General features: G+C 58.3%; 17 protein-coding genes and 1 riboswitch. Of the genes, 6 read left to right on the forward strand and 11 right to left on the reverse strand.

Features of this window, described 5'->3' with window-relative positions:
* Positions 1-6: 6 nt before the first annotated feature.
* Positions 7-199: riboswitch (cobalamin riboswitch) on the forward strand.
* A 96-nt stretch (positions 200-295) separates the two neighbouring features.
* Positions 296-3,961, forward strand: coding sequence for a carboxypeptidase regulatory-like domain-containing protein (locus GSQ82_RS13035; RefSeq protein ID WP_254061630.1), 3,666 nt, complete (start codon positions 296-298; stop codon positions 3,959-3,961).
* Between the two features lie 9 nt (positions 3,962-3,970).
* On the opposite strand, the gene GSQ82_RS13040 is transcribed toward GSQ82_RS13035, so the two are convergent.
* The 5 genes from GSQ82_RS13040 to GSQ82_RS13060 all read right to left on the reverse strand — a co-directional run bounded on the left by GSQ82_RS13040 (position 3,971) and on the right by GSQ82_RS13060 (position 10,149).
* The gene (locus GSQ82_RS13040; RefSeq protein ID WP_216847079.1) at positions 3,971-4,738 is read right to left on the reverse strand and encodes a hypothetical protein; all 768 of its coding nucleotides are present in this window, start codon (positions 4,736-4,738) and stop codon (positions 3,971-3,973) included.
* 11 nt (positions 4,739-4,749) lie between these two features.
* Positions 4,750-6,369: a hypothetical protein gene (locus GSQ82_RS13045; RefSeq protein ID WP_158792691.1), complete on the reverse strand. Its 1,620-nt coding sequence runs from the start codon at positions 6,367-6,369 to the stop codon at positions 4,750-4,752.
* Positions 6,366-8,174, reverse strand: a complete 1,809-nt coding sequence (locus GSQ82_RS13050) for a HAMP domain-containing sensor histidine kinase (RefSeq protein ID WP_158792692.1) — start codon at positions 8,172-8,174, stop codon at positions 6,366-6,368. The genes GSQ82_RS13045 and GSQ82_RS13050 overlap by 4 nt, the downstream gene beginning before the upstream one ends.
* Positions 8,175-8,220: 46 nt before the next feature.
* Positions 8,221-8,904, reverse strand: coding sequence for a response regulator transcription factor (locus GSQ82_RS13055; protein WP_158792693.1), 684 nt, complete (start codon positions 8,902-8,904; stop codon positions 8,221-8,223).
* Between the two features lie 243 nt (positions 8,905-9,147).
* The gene (locus GSQ82_RS13060; RefSeq protein WP_158792694.1) at positions 9,148-10,149 is read right to left on the reverse strand and encodes an aldolase; all 1,002 of its coding nucleotides are present in this window, start codon (positions 10,147-10,149) and stop codon (positions 9,148-9,150) included.
* A 192-nt stretch (positions 10,150-10,341) separates the two neighbouring features.
* Between GSQ82_RS13060 and GSQ82_RS13065 the strand changes: the two genes are divergently transcribed.
* Positions 10,342-12,813 (forward strand): TonB-dependent receptor plug domain-containing protein, encoded by a 2,472-nt coding sequence (locus tag GSQ82_RS13065; RefSeq protein ID WP_158792695.1) that lies wholly within the window; start codon positions 10,342-10,344, stop codon positions 12,811-12,813.
* 153 nt (positions 12,814-12,966) lie between these two features.
* Entirely contained in the window at positions 12,967-13,920 is a 954-nt protein-coding gene (locus tag GSQ82_RS13070) for a hypothetical protein (RefSeq protein ID WP_158792696.1), read from the forward strand.
* A gap of 65 nt (positions 13,921-13,985) precedes the next feature.
* Here GSQ82_RS13070 and GSQ82_RS13075 read toward each other — a convergent pair whose 3' ends face one another.
* The 3 genes from GSQ82_RS13075 to groES all read right to left on the reverse strand — a co-directional run bounded on the left by GSQ82_RS13075 (position 13,986) and on the right by groES (position 17,267).
* The gene (locus GSQ82_RS13075) at positions 13,986-15,095 is read right to left on the reverse strand and encodes a Gfo/Idh/MocA family protein (RefSeq protein WP_254061631.1); all 1,110 of its coding nucleotides are present in this window, start codon (positions 15,093-15,095) and stop codon (positions 13,986-13,988) included.
* A gap of 100 nt (positions 15,096-15,195) precedes the next feature.
* Complete coding sequence (groL, locus tag GSQ82_RS13080; protein ID WP_158792697.1) at positions 15,196-16,869, reverse strand: chaperonin GroEL; 1,674 nt, start codon at positions 16,867-16,869, stop codon at positions 15,196-15,198.
* 98 nt (positions 16,870-16,967) lie between these two features.
* Entirely contained in the window at positions 16,968-17,267 is a 300-nt protein-coding gene (gene groES, locus GSQ82_RS13085) for a co-chaperone GroES (protein ID WP_158792698.1), read from the reverse strand.
* A 337-nt stretch (positions 17,268-17,604) separates the two neighbouring features.
* On the opposite strand from groES, the gene GSQ82_RS13090 reads away from it, so the two are divergent.
* Both GSQ82_RS13090 and GSQ82_RS13095 read left to right on the forward strand, forming a co-directional pair.
* Positions 17,605-18,165 carry a carboxypeptidase regulatory-like domain-containing protein gene (locus GSQ82_RS13090; RefSeq protein WP_158792699.1) on the forward strand — a complete coding sequence of 187 codons (561 nt, stop codon included), beginning with the start codon at positions 17,605-17,607 and terminating at the stop codon, positions 18,163-18,165.
* A gap of 51 nt (positions 18,166-18,216) precedes the next feature.
* Positions 18,217-18,948 carry an SDR family NAD(P)-dependent oxidoreductase gene (locus GSQ82_RS13095; RefSeq protein WP_158792700.1) on the forward strand — a complete coding sequence of 244 codons (732 nt, stop codon included), beginning with the start codon at positions 18,217-18,219 and terminating at the stop codon, positions 18,946-18,948.
* Positions 18,949-19,166: 218 nt separating this feature from the next.
* On the opposite strand, the gene GSQ82_RS13100 is transcribed toward GSQ82_RS13095, so the two are convergent.
* The 3 genes from GSQ82_RS13100 to GSQ82_RS13110 all read right to left on the reverse strand — a co-directional run bounded on the left by GSQ82_RS13100 (position 19,167) and on the right by GSQ82_RS13110 (position 22,283).
* On the reverse strand, positions 19,167-19,967 hold the full coding sequence (locus GSQ82_RS13100) for a tyrosine-protein phosphatase (protein WP_158792701.1): 801 nt from the start codon (positions 19,965-19,967) through the stop codon (positions 19,167-19,169).
* A gap of 35 nt (positions 19,968-20,002) precedes the next feature.
* The gene (gene purQ, locus GSQ82_RS13105; protein ID WP_158792702.1) at positions 20,003-20,707 is read right to left on the reverse strand and encodes a phosphoribosylformylglycinamidine synthase subunit PurQ; all 705 of its coding nucleotides are present in this window, start codon (positions 20,705-20,707) and stop codon (positions 20,003-20,005) included.
* A 238-nt stretch (positions 20,708-20,945) separates the two neighbouring features.
* Positions 20,946-22,283, reverse strand: coding sequence for an alpha-amylase domain-containing protein (locus tag GSQ82_RS13110; protein ID WP_158792703.1), 1,338 nt, complete (start codon positions 22,281-22,283; stop codon positions 20,946-20,948).
* Positions 22,284-22,403: 120 nt separating this feature from the next.
* On the opposite strand from GSQ82_RS13110, the gene GSQ82_RS13115 reads away from it, so the two are divergent.
* Entirely contained in the window at positions 22,404-22,889 is a 486-nt protein-coding gene (locus GSQ82_RS13115) for an AI-2E family transporter (protein WP_158792704.1), read from the forward strand.
* Positions 22,890-22,917 lie beyond the last annotated feature (28 nt).

Consider the following 22,917-nt stretch of genomic DNA (forward strand, 5'->3'; position numbering starts at 1 on the left):
CGTGATATATTTCAGATACTTCATGGTGCTCTGAACGTATCTTCAGGGTGAAAATGGGAATCCGGTGTGAATCCGGAGCTGCCCCGCAGCGGTATGCAGGAACGAACGCTCTTTATAGCACTGGCCTGAGGTTGGCTGGGAAGCTGAGCAAGTAGGTTGCCTGTAAGTCCGAAGACCTGCCACGAAGAATTTGCACACGCCTCCGGGGGGAGGCGAGGTCGCAGGGGTATTCTGCCTGTTTGGAGGATGCTGATGTGTCTTCGCTCGTCTTCTTCGAGGCCAAGGAGATTTATCCGTGGCCACGATTCTAAGTATCCCGTTCCAGTTGAAACCTGTCTTCCGTAGTTGCTGGAAGACTCTCACCACGCATCCCAAAAAACATCTTCTGATTCTTGCTGGAGTTCTTTTCTTTTTTTCTGCCTCCTTATGGGCGGCTACTGGCGGCAGTATCTCCGGTTCAGTGGCGGACCAGAGCGGAGCCGTGGTCGCTGGTGCAGCGCTGAAGCTGGTCAATACTGCACAGCACACGACGTATCAAGTTCTCTCAGACAAGCAGGGACTTTACACGTTCCCGAATCTTCCAGTCGGACACTACGAACTTACTATCGAAGCCAACGGCTTCAGCCCGCAGCGCGAGACAAACCTCACGGTAGACACGGACTCTGCGCTTCGCGTGGACGTCAGCCTTGCCATCGGCGCGCGGTCGGACACCGTGACGGTCACAAGCGATACAGGAGTTCAGGTCGAGACTGCATCGACTCATCTTGGCGAGCTCGTCTCCGCAGCACAGATGACTGCGCTACCGCTTAATGGACGAAGCTATACCGATCTGCTGGCGATTCAGCCCGGAGTGGCGCCCATTTCGACTCTTCTGCCGAACTCCGTCATCATGGCGGGTGTCACGGGAGGCATCTCTCCGTCGGGAGATCTCAATCCTGGAAATCTCTCCATCGACGGCCAGCGCGAGTCTTCCAACGGCTTTGTCGTCAATGGAGTTGACGTGCAGGAGCACATGAATGGAGGCACGTCCATCATTCCTAATCTCGACTCTATCGAAGAGTTCCGCGTGCTCACCAACAACTTCGATCCTGAGTATGGGAACTATAACGGCGGCATCATCACTGTCGTCAGCAAGTCTGGTAGCAACGCATTTCACGGCAAAGTATTCGAGTTCTTCCGCAATACCAATCTAGATGCGCGAGGATACTTCGACCCCACTCGCTCGGCCTTCAACCAGAATCAGTTTGGCGGTGCTATCGGTGGCCCCATCAAACGCGACAAGATCTTCTTCTTCGTCGATTACCAGGGAACGCGAACGACGCAAGGAATTTCGACGGGCAATATCTCTGTCCCCACCGTTGCCGAACGCAATGGCAACTTCTCCGATCAGGCTTCATCGTTTGCCACGACATCGACCGTAAACGGCCAGCAGCTCAGTGTTCCTACGACGGTCAGCGGTCCTTATCTGGCGACGCAGGTTCTGGCTCCGAGCCTTGGCTATGCTGTGACGGCGGGGGAGCCGTATTACTTTGTCAAAGGACAGCATGTAGCGGGCGATCCCGATCCTACGCACATGTATACAAACAACTGTGCCTCATCTGCCGAGTGCGTTTTTCCGAATTTGATTATTCCGCAGAGCGCGTGGTCTTCCCCTGCAAAGAATCTGCTCCAATACATTCCATCGCCCAACACAGGAGCAAATCAGTTTTCTACCTCGGCGTTCTCCCAAACGGTTCGCGACGATAAAGGCTCGTTTCGCATCGACGCAAACAGCCGCTTCGGCCAACTCTCCGCGTACTACTTCGTTGATGATTACAGCCTCGATAATCCTTATCCCGGCTCGGTCGCCGGTGCCAGCATTCCCGGCTTCGACGCGCTCTTTATCGGTCGTGCCCAACTCTTGTCTCTGGGAGACACCAAGGTCATCGGCGCGAAGACCGTCAACGAATTCCATCTCGGCTATCTTCGCAACGCCAATATCATCGGCCAGCCGAAGGGTGGTCTGGGCGTCAGCCTCGCCTCGCAGGGCTTCACCACCGGAGCCGGCACGCCAGGCATCTTTGTGCAGGCTCCACAGTTTGAAGGTGTAGAGAATATTACCTTCCCGACGTTCGCCATGGGCGTGCCGATCACGAATCTCACGCAGGCTAATAACACGCTCTATCTCAGCGATGGTCTCTCCAGAGCCATCGGCTCTCACACGCTCAAGTTCGGCGGCCAGCTCCACATCGATCAGGTAAACGAGCATCCCAACGCCACCTTCAACGGCACCTTCAATATCAACGGCACCGAAACAGGTTCGCCATACGCTGACTTCCTGATCGGCACGCCAAGCAACTTCACGCAGTCCTCCGGTCAACCCTTCTATCTGCGAAATCGCTATCTCGGACTCTACGTTCAGGACAGTTGGCGCGCACGCAGCGATCTCACGATCAACGTTGGCCTGCGCTGGGACGTTATCATGCCGTGGTGGGAAAAATATAACCAGATACAGACATATGTGGCTGGGCAACAGTCCACACTCTACCCTGGGGCGCCGACGGGGCTTCTCGTCGCCGGTGATCCAGGCATTCCGAAGACAATCGCACCCACCAGCTATAAGAACTTCGCACCCAGAGTCGGCCTCGCCTACTCTCCTCGTTTTGATGAAGGGTTCCTAAAGACCATCTTCGGAGGTAACGGGCAGAGCAGTATTCGGGCGAGTTACGGAATCTTCTACACCGCATTTCCGGGCCTAGCAGCCGGCATCATGTACTCCGTTCCGCCCTTCGGCTACAACTACCTCAGTCCTGGTCCGCCCCTGCTTGCGACTCCGTTTATCACAGCAGCCACCGGCGTCAACAACGGACAGCGCTTTCCATTCCCCTTTCCCTCACACAGCGTCTCCGCATCAAACCCGGACAGCGCTGTCGACTGGGCGAACTTTGTGCCGATCTCTGCTGATCCATTTTTCTACTATCGCAATCGTGTGCCTTATATCAACAATTACATGGTCTCGCTTCAGAGGCAGCTCAGCAGGGACACCTTGTTGACCATGAGCGACGTCGGCAATCAGGGACATCACATCCTTACGCTTGTATCCGCCAATCCCGGCGATCAGGCGTTATGCCTCAGCCTCCCCGGGTGTGGCCCGTTCGGAGAAGACTCCACCTACACAAACAGCGCCGGGCAGACGGTGCAGGGAACTCGCGTGGGCCAGGGTCCGAACTACGGAGAGAATACGGCCGACAAATCCGTGGCCAACTCGAACTACAACGCACTTGAAACCACGCTGCGTTACAGCCACCACGGATCGCAGTTCCTCCTCAGCTACACCTATGCGAAGTCGATCGATCAAGGCTCTAGCCTAGGCGAGCAACTTAATCCAATCGATCCCAGGGCGAGTCGCGCTATCTCTGCTTGGGACCTCAAGCATGACTTTGTAGGAAGCTATACGCTGACTCTGCCGATTGCCACGCTCCTGCGAAGATCGAATCGTCTTACCGAAGACTGGAGCCTCTCCGGCACGGCACGTTTCGCCAGCGGCTTTCCAGTGACGCTGTTCGACAACTCCGATAACTCGCTACTCGGCACCCTCGGCAATGGCGCGAACAACTATCTGCTGGACACCCCGCAGTACCTGCCGGGATCGCTCAAGATCAATACCAATGGCCGCAATGGACGTCCAGCTTTCAACACATCGTTATTTCCAGAAGAGCAGATGGGCGTGTTGGGCAATGCGAAGCGCCGAAACTTCTACGGTCCGGGAATCAATAACTTTGACATGACGCTGCAAAAGGATCTTCACCTCTCAGAGGCGAGATCACTTGAACTTCGTGTGGAGGCGTTCAACGCCTTTAATCACACTCAGTTTTACGGACCTGCGTCGGTGGACGGACAGATCGAAGACAGTAACTTCGGCCAGATCGTCAGTGCGGCTGCTCCACGGCTCGTCCAACTTGCGGCGAAGTTCAGCTTTTAGATCAGTGCGCTAGTAGGTGTCTTTTGGAAGAGGAGGGTAGCTCTCGCCAAACTTGTTCTGGTGATGGGTCATGATGTCTCCGCTGGTCTGCAGCTGGAGGGTGCCGAGCTGATTTGTTTGCGGAGTGATATCGACGGTGCGGCTCAGTGCATTGAGTCGATCGTTCTCTACGTTTTCGGCCCAGATATTGAGCTTGTAACTTCCTGGCGGTACGTTATGAATGACAACAGAGCCGTCGTGTGTGGAGACTCCGTAGTAGGGCGTGCTCAACGAGATGACGACGGCGCCCATCTCGGGATGGATATTACAGAAGATGTAAGAGACTCCGTCGCGATCGAACTGCACCGCACGGTGCGTGTGCGCTTCATAGAGCCCAAGATCGAAGCGCTTGCCGTTGAAGAGTGAAAAGACGTTGTGGAAGAACGGATCAAGGTTAGGGAAGTCGACGCTGCTTCCGGTCGGTACGACGAGGATGTGTGGAGCGAACTGCTTGTCCTTTTGAACAAGCTTGTATCCGGTCAGGGGCCGAGCATTCAACGGAGTTTCGATCTTCTGAGTTGGGGTGAGCCAGACGACAACGTTCTCAGGTGAGATGTGTGAGGTGTGAGTTTTATTTTGCTGACGGATCACATCGACGTGGGCAAATACGTCCAGCGTCTGCGAAGAGGCAAACGAAGCGAACAGCAGGGTGCACGTCAAAGAGAGGCTGGTACGGTGTTTTCTAGATAGCTTCATGGTGGTCGTTGCGTCTGCTTGTGCGGCGATCCAGTTCGCCATGCCGGCCCCGGTCAAAACTGGAACCCTGCAGTAAGGGTGAAGATGTTTGCGATACTGGCCGGGCCGGTGTAGCTCCAGCTTTGGATGCGTCGATACTCAGGCGAGAGAATCAGATAGGTCTTGGGGCGATAGATGATGTTGCCAACGACGGAACTGTTGCGCGCGTTGAACTGTAGCGGATAAGTCGACTTCGATAGATCAAGTCCGTCGAAGTCTCTTGAGAACGCATTATCCAGGCCGAAGGAGGCATTGGCTTCGATGGTCGGTCTCAGGCGCAGCTTCAACTGACTCCAGCCACCTACGGTATCGACGCCTACGCTTCGCGGCAGGCCGGTGGTGAGATCCGTACCCATGAGGATGTCTTTATATTCGCCGCCGCCGAAGCCTCCAAGAGCACGGCCGCGATAAGCTTCGCCGGTGATCTCGAACCATCTGCTGAGGGGAATCTGCCAATCGGCGGTAGCGGCCCAGGAGTGGACACGCGTCGTGCTGTTGTAAAACTGATTTGCCGAGTAGGCTCCGATGCCAAGAACAAATGGGTGGGAGACGCCGCTCGCCGGATCATCGTGCGCATGATACGAGACGTGGCCCTCATAGCCGGGCTGTCGGGATGCTTCGACCGGGCTGTCGAGCTGGTCGGCTGTGTAGCCAGGAGACTGTGGATCGACCAGTCCGCCCTCGAGGGAGAGCCTGCTTCCATCGGAGAGAGGAATACGTTGCTCGACACGAAGTTCGGGAGACCACGTCCAGAGATTTCCTGAGCCTGCGAGACCGGGCTGCGCGACGGTGGCGTAGGAGGTCGGCGACAGCGGCGTGATAAGTGGAACTTCGTAGCCGCCCTGCACAGTCGTCTTATCCCACGCCAGGCTGAGCTGAGCCTGACGCATACGAACCGTGCCTGCGGAGGTGCTGTAGCCATAGGAGTTCGACGCGACACCGCCGAAGAAGTCGAGGCTTATCTCCGCGGAGCTGCGTGCCCCCCCGATTTTCGGACCGGTAGCTTCGAGACCAAGCAGAGTCTGCCGCAGTGTGGCGCCGGAGCTGCCATGCGATCCATTTGCAACGCGCGGGAGAGCGAAGGTGGGAAGCTCAACGTTATCCACGATGCCGACGTTCGAAAAGCCGTTGAACAGTGCGAGGCCCGAGACACGCAGAGGATACTTCGAGGTAGTCTCCACCTTGATCTGTTCGTGTTGTTTGATCTCTGCCTGCATCGTATCCTGTCCGTCGCGGAGCGCTCTGAGGTCGTCTTTGGTTGGGGTGCTGCTACTGACCGTTGGATGTTCGACATCGATCGCGATCGGTTGAGGTCCTTCGGCTTGCTGATTGCCGGTACTGGCCGAGGGTTGGCCTCGCAGCGCGTCGAGCTGGGCACGTAACTTCTGAATCTCGAGGCGCGATCGTTCGAGCTCCTGCTGGGTCTGGCTCAGCGCGTCAGTGACAGTGTTGAGCCGCTGCTCGATCTCGGTGATGCGCTGAGCATCCGGGGGAGCAGAGCCAGGATTAGACGCCCCCGTAGTCTGGGCATGAAGTGAGGTGTAGAGAAGCAGGATGGAGAGCAAGTAGAAGACGCAGCGACGTTGGGGCGGCGAGCACATGAAGATCAACCGCGAACCCAGGGCTACGCTCATAGCTGCTCCTGTCGTTGTTGTATTTTAGCTTCCTCTGCCATCTTCGTCTCTTTAGCTGCTTCTAACTGTCTGCGGCCGAACGACTGCAGAACCTGCTTGTAGAGCAGAACGCTGAACACCGTCTTACCCGGCACAGACTCCTGGAGCTTTACCTCTCCGCCATGCTCCTGAGAGATGTGCTGCGCCAGCGTCAGACCGAGGCCGACGCCGCTCTCCTTGCCTGCGCTTACAAAAGGTTGAAACAGAGTCTGACGAATCGACTCGGGAACCCCTTTGCCGGAGTCGCGTATGTCGATTCGAATCTTCTCTTCGTCCTCAGATAGTGTAACCATCACCTCTGGTTTGCCAGGGCCTGTCTTTGCGGCCTGGCAGGCATTGAGGAGCAGATTATAAAAGACGCGACTCAACTTCTTGCCATCCACCCATGCCTCGACGGGCTCCAAATGATCGGCCCAGACCTTGACCTCGCGGCCCTCGGGATGCTGCCGGATGGAGCTGATTGCACGTTCAACCAAGCCGTTCAAACGTTCGTTGTTCAGGTGCAGAATCTGCCCGGTCTGGCTGAACAAAACCAGCGACTCGATGAGGTCGGTCATGCTCTGCACCGCCTCCTTCACCTCGTGATGTAGTTCAAGACGCTCGTCGCTTCCGGTCTGCGCGAGACTCATAAATTCGGCGTTGGCGTAGATGGCGGAGAGATGATGGCGGAGATCGTGTGAGACCGAACTTGCCATTCTTCCAATGGTTGCGAGACGATCAGACTCGATGAGCTCCCGGTGTGTTCTTCTTAGCTCACTACGCATCCTGTCGAAGGCAAGCGCGAGCTCGCGCACCTCGGTTGCGCCTTCAACGCTGAGTTGATAGTTGAAGTCTCCCTGGCCCAAAGCACGGCTGCCCGCAACCAGCGTCTCCAGCGGACGAGTGACCGTACGCGATATCGAGACTGCGAGCAGAAGGCCGATCAACAACGACGCCAGTCCAAGCGCGAGTACCCACCGGTTGACCCGGCGCAGATATTCGCTTGCTCTGTCGTAGGACTTCAGTACTACCAGCCGAACCTCACCCTGCCCAGCGGCCGGGAGCGTGATCGCGTCCGCCATGTAGGTCTCGCGGTTGAGCTTGATCCTCTGCGGGATGACACTGGCGGTATCCAGGCTCTGGCTGAGCGCGCTGAGGTCCGAGAGTCTGGGCGAGTTCAGTGTGGTTGCGGCGACATCGCCGTTAACGAGAAATGCGACGTCCGCAGAAGCCACCTCACTGATCTGCTGGGCTACCTGGTGGTCGATGGCGTAGCCGATGATGACATAGCCAAGCTGAGACGCGTTCGCAGGCGGTCCGAAGTACAAAGGTTGAATCGACAGCTCGTACAGGTTCTGTCCGAACGCGATCATGCACGACTCTTCCGGATAGCTCATGCATGACTGAAGCCCTCTTTTGACAAGCTCCTCGTTCAGCATTGGGCCGCGGTTAGAGTAGGTCAGGAGTTTTCCGGTTGGGCTGGCAAGCGCGAAAAAATCGCTTCCGCTCACACTCCAGAACTCCTGGCTGCCGTCCTGAATGGTATGCGCGTCCTGTGTGGACATCAGCGCCTTCAGGCTAGGCAGGTCCGCGAGCAGGGCCGCCTCGCGCGCAAGCATCTGGTTACGCTGCATGGCGATATTGTGAAAGGTGCTGAGCGAGTGATCGAGGTCGGAGTTGAGACCCTTGCGGATCTCCTGTTGAACGCTGAGCCGAATGATGAGCAGGCACGTTGCAGTCAGCCCAAGCGAGACCGCCAGGAGCGAGACCATCAGGGTCGTGCGCATGCGCCACTGTTTCATTGAGTTACAGTCTATGCGAGGACATCAAATCCTACGCCTCTGCCACGAATTTATATCCAACTCCGTGAACGGTACGGAAGTGAATGGGATTGGCCGGATCGACCTCCAGCTTCTGGCGAAGCTTCAAGATCTGGTTGTCGACCGAACGCGTGGTGAGGTGAAAGTTCAAACCCCATACGTCGTTTAGCAGCTCCTCGCGTGCGATGGCTCTGCCAGGGTTGTCCAGAAAGTAGCGCAGCAGCTTGAACTCGTGCGCCGTAAGGGGAATCAAGACGCCGGATCGATGAATCTCCATCTTGAGAAAGTCAACGGAGACGTCGCCGAAGCCAAGAGGACTTCCTTCGATCTTTTTCTTCACGCGTCGCATGGCGGCCTGCACACGCGCCAGGAGTTCGCGTGGACTGAACGGCTTGGTCATGTAGTCGTCGGCGCCTGTCTCCAGCAGCAAGACCTTATCCGCCACATCTGTCACTGCGCTGAGAACGATGACAGGAGTGTCCTGCGACCACGCCTTGATCTCCTTGCACACACTCCGTCCCGACAGCCCTGGCAGCATCAGGTCCAGCACCACGGTCGCGGGCCGCATGTTCTTACACGCAGCCAGCCCGAGGGCGCCGTCGCCCTCAATGTGAACCTCGTAGCCCTCCGCGGTGAATTGTCTTCGGAGCGCACGCTGAATCCGTGGATCGTCTTCGATGACAAGAATCAAGCTCATACCAAATCTCCAATCTGTAGCAGTTGCAGAAGCTTTCTGAAAGTCTCTCTTCTAGTTTCCAACAGGAGAAGAGTGAATGTACTACGAAAAATGGAAATGACAAAGATCTGACATCATATGCTTTACCGTCAATTATCTGCTATCTGCGACTGAGTCTGCAGAGACATAGTACGCCGCGGCCGAATCGAGAGAAAACAGTACGTCTCTGCCGTTGTGGGCGCTGAGATAGCCAGAGCAAGTAGTTCATCCTACGGATGAGAAGCGTCCCACACGAGCAAGTTCGTCAAGACGTTCGATTGCCTGATCGAAGCTCTGGTAGCGGAGTTCGTAGACCGCAACCGAACAAAGTTGCTGGAGCGCCTCTATCTGTCTTCGCAGTACCTCTTCGGAGGAGTAGATTGTCTGACGAAAGTATTGCGATGCGACATCCTCGGAGAGAGACGACAACTCACTGCGGGCAGACGGCCGCCGATTCAGAAAGACGATCGAATGAATCGACGCCTCCTCCGCAGTAATCAGCCCCGGTAGCTCGCGCGTCGGCACTTCGATGGAGGGCTTTCCTTCCATACGTGAGGTAAGGTCGCGCCCCTGAATCTCCGGGAAGAGATCTGCCGCCGAAGGGCGAAACCGTACCTGCCTGGCGTTGCCGATCACACGGGGATGCCGTGCGTTGTGCAGAAGATAGCTCGCATCGTCCGAGGTATAGGTCCAGCCGGCGCGCGCACATGCGTAGGCGAGGGAGGATTTGCCGACTCCCGAATCTCCGCACAGCAGCACGCCATGGCCGTCTCGGCTGACGCACGCCGCATGGATAGCCGTAGCGTAGGACGTCGAGATCAACACCAGTGCAATGGCCTCAAGGAAGTGATACCGCAGATAACTACGGTACTCGAGGGACGCACGACTGAGCCATACCACTGCGACTCCCGCTTCGAGATCGCAGATAGCCTGATGATCGGCGTCGGCCACCATCGAAACAATATGTTGCTGTGTGCGCACAACCGGCGCTCGCGGACACTCCTTCCCGCTACCATCGACGACCCTAATTCGGATGCGCAGCGTCGGGCACGCGTGGCGCTGGGGGAGATAGCTCCAGCTTTCGCCCGCGGCGTCCAGAATCGCCTGGTCATTTGTGGTGATCTCGACAGCGAAGCCCAGCGGATAGAAGACTGCGCGAAGAGGCATCCTCAAACCTTCCAGCAAAGACTCGCTGAGAGTGGCCGCGCGTTCCTGAATCAGTCCCATCAAGAGGTCTTCTCCGTCGTCCCTGTTGCGCTTGTTAACCGCATCTTTTAGGAACAACTCCGAGTCTAGGCATCGACTTAAGCCTGGTTGTCACCGAATTGTCGGTGTTTCGTCACGATTTCGACATAACCTCGACAGGGCGGCTCGATCCCGCACGAACTCTTCCAGCATCCGGCAACTTACAATCTCAACATGTCCACCCCAGCGCGTCTCTCTGCGCAGGCATCGCTGCTGCCGCCTCTCGCCGCCATTGCGTTACAGTTCGTCGTTCTGTTTCTGCTCACGCTTCCAGCGCACGCGGTCATCGTTCGCGGCACCGTCACCAATCCCATGGGCGTCCCGGTCGGCAACGTCCGCGTTCAGCTGGTTCAGGGGCAACAGGTGGCGGCCTTCGGTTACACCACGATGGACGGTACCTACGAGATCCGCAGCTCCTCTGCCGGCCGGTTCATCTTGCTCGCCTCCGCGATGCCTTTCACGCCCAGCATCGGTCAGGACTTCTACGGGGGGCGGACCGACGTAGTCACACGCAATATCGTCATGGAATATGCCACGATTACTCCGCAGCTCGCGGTCACTTTGTCCGGTATACCCACACCTGTCCTGCAGGTTCCGTCTGCTGTCACCCTCATCCCCCAACCAGTCCTCGCCACGCAGACCGGTATCGCCAACGATCTCCGCCAGTCGTCCGGCGTGGAGGTCGTGCAGACCGGCCAGACCGGCGGCCCTGTCGATCTCTACGTTCGCGGCGGCGGTCCTGCAACCAACAAGATTCTGATCGACGGCATCTCCGCGACTGACATTGGCGGACGCTTCGATCTCAGCCCCGTCTCCACCATCGACCTCATCGGTCCGGAGCTCTACCGCGGAGCCAACAGCGCTCTCTACGGCACTGGGGCCGAAGCCTCTGTCCTTCGTCTTTCGACCACGCATGGCAGCTCTCTATGGCCCGTGCTCAACTACACTGGCGACGCGGGCAACTTCTCGACCTACCGCAACGAAGCCACGCTCTCCGGCACCCGCAAACGCCTCGACTACCTTGCCGGCTTCGGCCGCCTCAACACTTCCAACGCCCTTCCGCTCGACGAATATCACACCACCAACAGCCTCGCCGACATCGGCTACAGCGTCCTCACCAACACGCATGCGCGCTTCACCCTGCGCAACACCGACTCCGATACGGGCCTTCCCGGCCCGCATGATATCTACGACCTCTCCTCCTCTGGCAAGCAGTCCAACCAGGACCTCTACTCCGGCCTGACGGTCGAAAATCAATGGAAAGGGAACTGGCACAACCTCGCCCGGTACGGCATTGCTCGACGGCGGGAGCAGGTCATGCAGTTTGCCCCTACCGGCGAGCCTGTGACCACAGAAGTCGACGGTATCGCCAGCACCACCTACTATGGAGCCCCAGTCACACTCCGCGGAGCCAACGGTTACACCGCCTCTGGTCAGGCAGCCTTCTTCACTCCAAGCTTTGACGCTGTATCCAATCGCAACGAGTTTGACTATCAGACCGACTACACCTTCCCCTACCGCATCGCCGCGCTCTTCAGCTTCCAGTATGAGAACGAGCGCGCCCGTCTGCTCGAAGCCGATACCAACCAGCAGACACAGCGCACAAACTTCCTCTATACCCTGCAGGTGCAGGGTGACATCAAGCACCGCTTCTTCTATTCTCTTGGCGGAGCAATCGAGCGCAACAACCTCTACGGTACCGCCGGGACACCGCGTATCGGCCTCTCCTACGCTCCGGTTCGTCCCGGTCACCGCATCTTCCGCGGAACCCTCATCCGCGCCAACGTAGCCACCGGCGTGCAGGAGCCGCGTCTCGAGGCCGAGCTTACCAGCCTCGAAACCCTCCTCCAGCAGACCGGCAACGAATCTGCCATCGCCACTTATAACGTCCACCCCATCACCGCCGAGCGATCCCGCACCTACGACATCGCCGTCGACCAGAACATCCTCAACCAGAAGCTCATCCTCACAGCGGGTTACTTCCATAACCAGTTCAACCATCAGCTCGAATCACTCGCGGTAAACGGCCTCGAACACTACTTCGACATTCCCGCCACCCTCGCCGAACAACTTCCCGCTGCATCTCTCAATTCTCTCGCGTACCGCACCCAGGGCCTTGAAACAGAGATTCGGTATCAGCCTTTCATGCATCTCTTTCTCCGCGGCGGCTATGCCTATCTCGCCTCTATCGTCGAGCAATCCTTCAGCTTCGACGCCACCGCTGCCACCAGCGGCACTCCCGTCACCAATCCAAATATTCCCGGTATCGCTATCGGATCTCTCTCCCCGCTTGTCGGCAGCCGGCCCTTCCGGCGCGCTCCTAGCACCGGTTTCTTCGCCGTCCAGTACACCGTCAACCGTTTCTCCACGGCGTTTAAGGGCGCGCTCTCCAGCCGGAGTGATGACTCCACCTTTCAGCTAGACAATGATCGCGAGGGTGGCAATACGCTCCTTCTTCCCAACCGCAACCTCGACTCCGGCTACGCCAAGCTGGACCTCAATATGCTCTTCTCGGTCAGCTCACGCTTCACGGTCTTCACCCAGCTCGACAATCTCCTTAGCCAGCAACACATCGGTCCCATCGGCTACCCAGGCCTGCCATTCACCTTCCGGGCCGGCATGAAGATCAGGATCGGCGGCGACTAAGGCAGATGTCATACTCTTGTCATCCCAAGCCGCAATGAAGAACAATCGACGTGCTTCGGGGTCTGATAAGGTAATGCGTGCCTTGGCCGTCCTCTTCGCATCGAAGAGTGCGGCCGATAGTTTTCATCCGTCTAAACGGTAGAAGGAAAAAATATGACCCGATATCTTCTCGCTCTTGCACTTCTTACTGCGACTGCCGCTCAAGCCCAGGAAGGGCCCACCCCCACCCAGGCCCTTATCGCGCTCGACTCCAAGTCTCCCGCAACCGTAGCCGCGGCCAATATCGTCCTCAAGGTTGACAATCGGGTTACGCCCTTAAGCAGCCTCACCCCTGTCCCATCCAACGGAGTCGAGGTTGCCCTGCTGCTCGACGACGGTCTTCGTACCAGTGTGGGTCGCGAACTCGAAGACATGAAGGCGTTCGTCACTGGCCTACTCCCCGGAACCGAGGTCTTCGTTGGCTATATGCAGAATGGCCGCGTCGTTCCCGGCGGCAAACTCTCCGGCTTCACCTCCGATCTCGCCGCAGCCGCACAGGCAGTGCGTCTTCCCATGGGTATGGCCGGCGCCAGCGCCAGTCCTTACTTCAGCCTCTCCGACTTTGTGAAGAACTGGCCTGGGAGCGCGGAGAACCAGCCGGTCGCCCAGACTGCTGCGCCCGTTCACAAGGCTCGCTTTGTCCTCATGATCACCAACGGAGTCGACCTGTTTAACGGCAGCACCAGCGTCCTCAACCAGGACAGCCCATACGTCGCCAATACGGTCACCGACGCCCAGCGTGCCGGAATCCCGGTCTACTCCATCTACTTCTCTGACGCGGGCTTCCGTGGTCGCGGCCGAAGCAGCAGCTTCAGCGGTCAGAGCTACCTTGCCCAGCTCTCTCAGGGGACAGGCGGCGTGGCCTACTATCAGGGTCTGGGAAATCCCGTCTCAATGGCTCCCTTTTTCAAGCAGTTTCAGCAAGCGGTCGCCGACACCTACGTCGCCACCTTCCCCGCCAATGCGGATAAGAAAATGGTCGGTCTCAGGGTCTCCACAAACCTGCCAAAGACCAAGTTCCGCACCCAGGATCAGATCCGTCCGGGTACGGTTGTTCTCTCGCAGTAGTCCGTAGGCTTCGCTCTGCGGCATGATCTGTCCCTCCGTCATGCCGCAGAACGAATGTCCCGCACCTACATATTGACTCCCGCCGCCCTATAGATTGCCTGGATATACTGCATGTCCCGCAGGCCTTCCTCTCCAGGGCTGGTTGGCGTCTGGTTCTTCAGCACGCACTCCGAGAAGTGTTCCGCCTCCCGTGTAAACTGCGCCGGATCCTGATCCTGGCTCGTCTCATCGATCACGACGCGGGGCGCGTCTGGGCTATTGCCCTCGTAGTTGGCCCGCAGCCGCACACCGGAGTAGTCATATACCGGCCCCATCTCTAGGTTGCCCTTGCTCCCGAAGACCTTGAAGTACCCCGACATCTGCGCTCCGTATGTACTGCTGCCTGTGGCCAGTACTCCTGAAGGAAACTTCAGCGTCCAGGACACGTTCTCCTCCATCGTGTCGAATCGCCCGTCGTGGTCGATCGTAGAGACCACACCGGTAAACTTTACCGGCTCCTCGCCTGTCAGATAGCGGCTCGCGTTCAGCACGTAGATCCCTACATCGAACAGCGATCCGCCTCCCGCCAGCGCCTTGTTTAGCCTCCACTGGTTCGGCTTCGCATTGAAGCCGAACGCCCCGTTGATGGTCTCGACCGTCCCTATCGCACCATCGCGGATCAGCTTGATCGCCTTCAGATTCAGCGGATCATAGTGCAGCCGGTATCCGATCATCAGCTTCACCTGCATCAGCTTGCATGCGGCGATCATCGCCTCGGCCTCGCTCACCGTCGTCGACATCGGCTTCTCACACAGCACATGCTTGCCCGCCTTGGCCGACCGGATCGTGTACTCCGCGTGCATGCTGTTCGGCAGCGCAACGTACACTGCGTCGATCGTCTTGTTCTCGCGCATCTTGTCCATGTCTTCGTAGCTGTAGATGGAGCTCTTCGGCACGCCATATTGCGCGGCGATCCGCTCGGCTTTATCGCGATGCCCGCTCACCAAACCCGTGATCTTCGAGTTGGAGCTCTGCTGTACCGCGCGCATGAAGTGGTCCGCAATCACCCCCAGTCCGATGACGCAGTAACCCACCTTGCCGTCACCCGGAGCTTCGGCAAATGACGATGATGGCAGCGCCCGTGCTGCAAGGCCCATTGCACCAAGTCTAGAAAAATCCCGACGCGAAATCCTCATGTCACCTCTCTTCAAACTGCTGCAGCCATCCTAACCCAATGCTTAAAGAGCAAAGCCCCGGAGGATCTCCGGGGCTCGTCTTTTTTCGTAAAACAGCTTCTTAGTACATGCCGTCCATACCGCCGCCGCCATGCTGATGTCCGCCGCCCGCAGCTTCCTTCTTCTCCGGGATATCGGCGATCATCGCTTCGGTGGTCAGCATCAGACCGGCGATCGAAGCAGCGTTCTGCAGTGCAGTGCGCGTTACCTTCGTCGGGTCGATTACGCCAGCCTTTACCAGGTCCTCGTAGGCGCCAGTTCCGGCGTTGTAGCCGTAGTTGGACTCCTTCGACTCGTGGATCTTGCCGATCACAACCGCGCCCTCTTCGCCAGCGTTCGAGACGATCATGCGCAACGGCTCTTCGATCGCGCGACGGATGATCGAGGCACCGATCTTCTCATCGCCTTCGAGAGTCTTGATCACTGCCTCAACTGCCGAGGTGCAACGAACCAGGGCAACACCGCCGCCCGGGACGATACCTTCCTCAACAGCCGCGCGTGTCGCATGCATCGCATCCTCAACACGAGCCTTCTTTTCCTTCATCTCGGTCTCGGTTGCCGCACCGACCTTGATCACTGCAACGCCGCCAACCAGCTTGGCCAAGCGCTCCTGCAGCTTCTCACGGTCGTAGTCGGAGGTGGTCTTCTCAACCTGCGCGCGAATCTCCTTCACGCGGCCTTCGATCTTGCTGCCCTCGCCGCCGCCATCGACAATGGTGGTGTTGTCCTTGTCGATCGTGACGCGCTTCGCAGTGCCCAGATCCTCGATCTTGACGCCCTCGAGCTTGATGCCGAGGTCTTCCGTGATCGCCTTACCCCCCGTGAGGGTGGCAATGTCTTCGAGCATCGCTTTGCGGCGATCGCCGAAGCCAGGAGCCTTTACTGCAGCCACGTTCAGCGTGCCACGCAGCTTGTTGACCACCAGGGTTGCCAGCGCCTCGCCGTCTACATCTTCGGCGATGATGACCAGCGGCTTCGCGGTCCGTGCAATCTGCTCGAGCAGGGGGAGCAGGTCCTTCATCGATGAGATCTTCTTCTCGTAGATCAGGACGTACGGATTCTCAAGCGCAACTTCCATCCGCTCCGCATCCGTCACGAAGTAAGGCGAAAGATAGCCGCGGTCGAACTGCATACCCTCGACCACATCCAGCTGAGTCTCCATCGTGCGCGACTCTTCCACGGTGATGACGCCGTCCTTGCCAACCTTCTTCATCGCCTCGGCGATGATCACGCCGATCTGCGAGTCCGAGTTAGCCGAGATCGTTCCGACCTGAGCGATCATGTCGCCCGAGACCGGCTTCGACAGCTTGCTCAGAGCTCCGCCAACCACAACGCCATGCTCATCGCGCTTGCCGATGATGGCCTCGACAGCCTTGTCGATACCGCGCTTCAGCGCCATCGGGTTTGCACCGGCGGCAACCGTCTTTACACCCTCGCGGTAGATCGCCTGGGCGAGAACCGTAGCGGTCGTGGTACCGTCGCCGGCAACGTCCGAGGTCTTCGAGGCAACTTCGCGAACCATCTGCGCGCCCATGTTCTCAAGCGAGTTCGGCAGTTCGATCTCTTTGGCAACCGTGACGCCGTCCTTGGTAATCGTCGGCGAACCGAACTTCTTCTCAATAACGACGTTGCGTCCCTTGGGACCCAGCGTGACCTTCACTGCGTCAGCCAGAATGTTGACGCCACGCAGGATAGCCTGACGTGAATCTTCTCCATGCAGAATCTGTTTTGCCATTGTGTTGCTCCTGTTTTCAGCCCGCAAGCTGATCAAAGTTTTTGTTGGAGTGAGGTGCCCGAGCGCCGATTATGCGGCAAAGCCGCGGTATACGGTACTTACTTCTTGAGGATGCCGAGGACTTCTTCTTCGCGCATGATCAGCAGCTCTTCGCCGTCGATCTTGATCTCTGTGCCCGAGTACTTGCCGAAGAGGATGTTGTCGCCAGCCTTCACATCCAGGGGAAATACCTTGCCTTCGTCGTTCGACTTGCCCTTGCCGACCGAGATGACCTCGCCCTGCTGTGGCTTCTCTTTTGCGGAGTCCGGGATGATGATGCCGCCACGAATGCTCTCGCCCTCTTCAATACGCCGAACCAGAATCCGGTCATGCAGCGGTGTAAACGATGTTGTCGCCATTGCTTTACATCTCCTTGGTGCAATTTTTGGCGAACGGGATCTCCGTCCGCGGTTACATCACGCGGCAAGTCCCGGCGAAGCCGTAACCTGCCGCAAAACTGTGGAGTAGCTGCCGCCATGGCCGCAAGGACCAGAACTCAAGGCCTCCCGCTCAAACCTCAAAGCCGGTTAGCACTCAAGCCCTCCGATTGCTAACGATAGTCAGCTCGATTCTCTCTGTCAACTCCGCTACGTGAAATGTGAGTGAAAGTCACGCAAGCCTTTCGGCGCTTCAACTCTCCAGCCAGACCCGCCTCCGGGTGCCCCATATTCACTGCAAAAGTCGTAGAATGTAACGATGCGGTCACGTTCCACCTTCTGTCTTTCACTCGCCCTTACATGCTGTATCGCCTTCGCCTCCGGTCTTACGGCCCACGCTCAGGATGCCAGCCCTACCCAGGACGCGCCCGTGGTCAAGCGTGGCCGCAAATACAAGGCTCCCCCCGCCACCTCGCACATTGAGGTCACCGTTCGCAAGAAGTTCAATGGCAAGCCCATCATGAACGCCGCCGTCATCTTCGACTCGAAGAAGGATGGCAAGGACGAGGGCAATCTCGAGGTCAAGACCGACCCGGATGGCAAGGCCACCATCGATGTGATCCCCACTGGCAGCACCGTCCGCGTGCAGGTCATCGCCACGGGCTTCGCCACCTTTGCTGAAGAGTATCTGGTGACGGAATCCAGCCGCGAGATCGAAGTCTCCCTGCTCCGGCCGAAGGAGCAGGTCTCCGACTACGTGGACAATGAGGGCAAGACCACGACCAGAAAGCCCGGAGTTCAGGAGCCTGCGAGGACGCCACCGCCGACGGCTCAGCCCATCCCTGCGCCTCCTGCTCCCAGCACCCCACCGCAGCAGTAGCTCATCTGCTTCAACGTTTCAAGTCTTGAGTACAGGTAAGGCAGCAAAATCATGGATAGTAAGCCGCTAAAAGGGAAGACAGTGCTCGTCACCGGAGCGGCCAAACGCATCGGCCGCGCTATCGCGCTTGTGCTTGCAGAGGCCGGCGCCAACGTGGCCATCACCTACCTCGGCTCTCAGGCGGAGGCGGAAGAGACAGTCCGCGCTCTGGCATCGTTCGACGTCGATGCTCTGGCTGTTCGCTGCGATCTTCGCGACCCCGAGAGCATCGTGCAGACGGTCTCCTCCGTGGTTGAAGAGTTTGGTCAGCTCGATCTCCTGGTTAACAACGCCGGGGTATTCGAGTCCGTTGCTCTTGAGAACATCTCAGCCGATCAGTGGGATGCCATGTTCACGACCAATACGCGTGCGCCCTTCCTGATGGCGAAGGCCGCGCATTCGCATCTTCGCGCTGCACGTGGGCGCATCCTGAACATTGGCTCTCTTGGCGGCCTCCATCCGTGGGCGACCCACGCGCACTACTGCACGTCTAAGGCGGCTTTGCATATGCTCTCGCAGACGATGGCGAAGGCCTGGGCGCCGGAGATCAGCGTTAACTGCGTGGCTCCCGGCATGATCGTTCAGGGCGAGGTGGATGAGGCCTATGAGCACTTCGCTCGCAAGACTCCGATGCAGCGCAATGGGACTGCGCAGGATGTCGCAGCGGCTGCGCTCTTCTTCGCCACCGCACCCCACTTTATCACCGGTCAGCTTCTGGCCGTTGACGGTGGGCTAGGCCTCTAAAACTCACTCAAGATTCTGTCCTGCTGGACGGGCCCACTGCTCGTGGGGAGGTCACTTCGTGACTTTTGTACCCCTACGGTTGCTCCTCTCGTTGGTCGGGATTAGCCTATTGCCGACCAGCGGGAGGCCACTTTGCTGATGATCCTGCCACGACAAGGTATATGCGTCACGAAGTGACCTCCCGCTGAGTAAGCGGCCCGTCCGGCAGGACATTATCTTCAGCGGTCCTTACCGCCCACAAGCCGTTGCCACCAGCTCTTCGGTTTCAGATCCTCGTAGAGTTCGAGCGGTTCCATCTGCGGCGGCAGCGGCTTGCCTATAAACGCCGCCAGCGGATTCGACACGCACAGCAGATGCGCATAGTCCGGGCCGTATCTCTTCGCCACAAGGTCCAACGCCTCCTGCATCCTGGGTGGCCGTGAGCTGGTGTTATGAGCGTCGGTCGCGAGGAAGTGCACCCAGCGCTTCTCCAACAGGCTCTGCGCCATGCGCTCGGCGTGCTTGCCCATGCGGCCCACCACCGAGCCTGCCGTCACCTGGATCAGCACCCCGCCGCGCAGCCAGTCGATCAGCCGCTCTGGGTCGCTCTGCAGCGTTGGATTTCGTTCCGGGTGAGTCAGGATCGGCGTCAGTCCTGCGAGCTGGAGCTGGTAGAAGATATCGGTCAATCCGCGTGGCAGTCCGTAGTCGGGGACTTCGACCAGTAGGTATCCCTGGCCGTTGATGCTGTAGCGTTGCGGATCGAGCTTCGCCTCCTGGATGTTCTCGTACGACATGTGAAAGTCGCATCCGCGGCCAAGCTTCAGCCCTACGTTTTCGCTGTCGAGAAGCTGCCGCAGCTCTTGAATCTTGTCGGCGACGATGCCGGGCTCGTAGGCGTATTGGCCGTTCGCGTGGGGTGAGCATACGACGTGCGTGATGCCGTCAGCCGCAGCCATCTTCGCCATGGCAACCGAGTTATCGAGACTCGAAGCACCATCGTCCATGCCCCACAGTAGATGGTGGTGAATATCAATCATAGCGTTGCAAGCTTACCACCGTACACGGCGCTGTATCAGTGCTTAGCGAGTGCGGTGAGGGACTCTGCCATGGCCTGGAATAGCAGGAGACCGTCCGCGGAGCCGAGCAGGGTTTCGCTCGATCGGTCGGGGTGCGGCATCAGTCCGAGCACGTTGCGGCCCTCGTTCAGAACACCCGCGATATTTTCGAGCGAGCCGTTCGGATTTGCGGATGCGTTGATATCGCCCTGCGGGGTTGCGTAGCGAAAGGCGATGCGGTCTTCCTTCTTCAGCGTGGCCAGCGTGTCGGCGTCGCAGAAGTAGTTTCCTTCCATGTGACCGATGGGCATCTGCAGGATCTGCCCTTGTTTCAGGGCGTGCGTGAAGGGGGAGTCGGCGGTCTCGGTGCGGAGGTGGGTCTGCTTGCAGATGTAGTGTTGATGCGCGTTTCGCATCAGTGCGCCGGGTAGCAGAGCGGCTTCGCAGAGGATCTGAAATCCGTTGCAGATGCCCATGACGAGGCCTCCGTTGGCGGCGAACTTCTTGACCGATTGCATGACCGGAGCGAAGCGGGCGATAGCGCCGGTACGCAGGTAGTCGCCGTAGGCGAAGCCGCCGGGGACGAGGATGGCGTCGCAGCCCTGGAGGTCTTCAGAGGCGTGCCAGAGGTAGGTTACAGGCTGCTGGGCGATCGCTTCGACGACGTGGTGGGTGTCATGGTCGCAGTTGGACCCGGGGAAGACCAGAACGCCAAATTTCATGCTTTAAGGATAGCATTTTGCGCGATGGAGACTTGAAATCGGTATGGTTTTGCAGAAAAAAGCGGGTTGTGGTGGAGGGTGCGGTTTTAGAGGGGGTTTGTACGTTTCCACCATGCAAACTGATGGTTTGTTGCTGGTGAGTTGTGGTGATTAGCGTGGCAGACGTGGTGATTTGGCACCACGTCTGCGAACGGCTAAAAGTACGACAGGTTTTTGAAGTTTATTTTTTGACCATCTTCTAAGCCGGGGCGTAGATGGCGAAGCCTCGGGGAGGGGCGGGGAACTCGGAGTTGCCATCGGCGTCGGTGGTGCGCTCGTCCGGGTGGGCGGTGTCGTGGCCGTCCCAGGCGATAGGTGTGAACTTCTGATTCGGCCACTTGGTTTTGACCGAGGTGCCGGACCACTTGTCACCGAGGTTGTTGAGTACGTAGATGAGGCCAGGCTGATCGACCTTGTCGTCCTTGAATCCAACGCGCTGCATGATGTAGAGGTCGGGGTCGGCGTGGAGGATCTGGGAGTCGCCGCCGGCGAACTTGTGGTGAGCGGTGATGAGGGCGTCGATTCCGTTGGGTGTGCCAGGGCGGGCGAGACTGTTGTTGTAGTAGTCGTACCAGAAGATGCTGGGGTAGCCCTCGTGCACCATGATGAACGAGTAGGCCATCATCTTGTCGTTCACGATGGCGTTGTCGCCCATGTCGTGGTTATCGACGAAGGTGGCGGCGTGCAGGGGGCGCTTCATCACGACCGCGCCGCCGTCGGTCAGGTTGCGCAGGTCGTAGTTCGGCGTGTCGCAGACGTCCTTCAGTTTGTAGCGCAGCGGAAAGTCGAAGGCTGCGATCTGGGTGTCGGTCATCTTGTTTACTTTGTCGAGCCACTTCTCGATGTCTTCGCCGCCTGACCACATCTCTCCGACGACGTAGGGTGTGAACTCCTTGTCGTCTTTGACGTAGCGATACTTGGCCAGCAGACCGATCATCCATGCGCCGTATCCCTTGACGAAGTCGAAGCGGAAGCCGTCGAAGCCGAGCTCTTCGATCAGGAAGCGGGCGTACTCGAACATGGCGGTGTAGACGGCGGGGTTGCGATGGCAGAGATGAGGGAAGCCGGCGAAGTTTTCGCCCTCCATCATCACCTGCTCATAGCGGCTGGGATGGAAGCAGTTCCAGTCGCGGGGAAACTTGCCGGACTTCGGATTGAACTTGGTCCAGCGCTTCTGTCCGTCGAGGGGATTGACCTCCTCCTCATCGGCTCCGGAGTTGTGGTTGATGACCATGTCTGCGTAGAGCCCGATGGTATGTTCGTGCGCCTTGGCGATCAGTGCTTCCAGCTCGGCACGGTTGCCGTAGAGCGTCTTGACGCCACCCTTCTGGTCGAAGTCGCCGAGGTCGAAGTAATCGTATGGGTCGTATCCGACGGAGGTGTGGTCGGAGGCCTTCGAGACGGGCGGAAGCCAGAGGGCGTTGAATCCGGCCTTGTTGAGGTCCTCAATCTTTTCTGCGATTGTGTTCCACCAGTTGCCCTCTTGCTTCTCTGCCTTCGGCGCATCCCAGTAAAAAGCCTGCATCATGACTGCCATTGGTGAATCTCCGATGTGTGTGTCTACACTGGCCCGAAGCTACGTTTGAGATAGGAGGGGCGCGCTAAGCTATAGTTCTGCTTTAGCAGGTCTGATGCGGTGGAGGACGGTCAGGTTGGTATGGACATTCGAAACAACAATACGACCGCGAATCTGAAGACGGCGGGCGGTGCGCTGCTGAACTGGTGGCGGGCGGCTACGCTGGATGCGCTGATCGTCGGCGTTCTGTGGCTGGTCGGGCTGGAGCTGATACACGTTCCGTTCGCGCCGATGTGGGCGATTCTAGGCGGGCTGCTGCAGATTATTCCTACGTTCGGCGGGATGATCGCGCTGATCGGGCCGGTGCTGGCGGTGGCCTTCAGCGGGCACGATGAGTGGAGGCTGGGGCTGGTGCTCGGGCTCTACGGGCTGATCGTAATTCTGGAGGGCCTGGTGATTGGGCCGTACGTTCTGCATCGCACGACGAAGGTTCCGTGGTGGGCTGCGTTCCTGGGGCCGATTGTGCTGGGGATCATCATTCCGTTTTGGGGTGTGCTGCTTGCGCCTCCGCTGTTGGCGGTGGTGTTTGCGTTTCGCAAGCAGACGCCTCCTGCGCCTCCACTCTGAACGATGGCTTCATGTGTTTTTCTATGTC

Origin of the sequence: Granulicella sp. L60 (genome assembly GCF_009765825.1) — a bacterium.
Lineage (GTDB): Bacteria > Acidobacteriota > Terriglobia > Terriglobales > Acidobacteriaceae > Edaphobacter.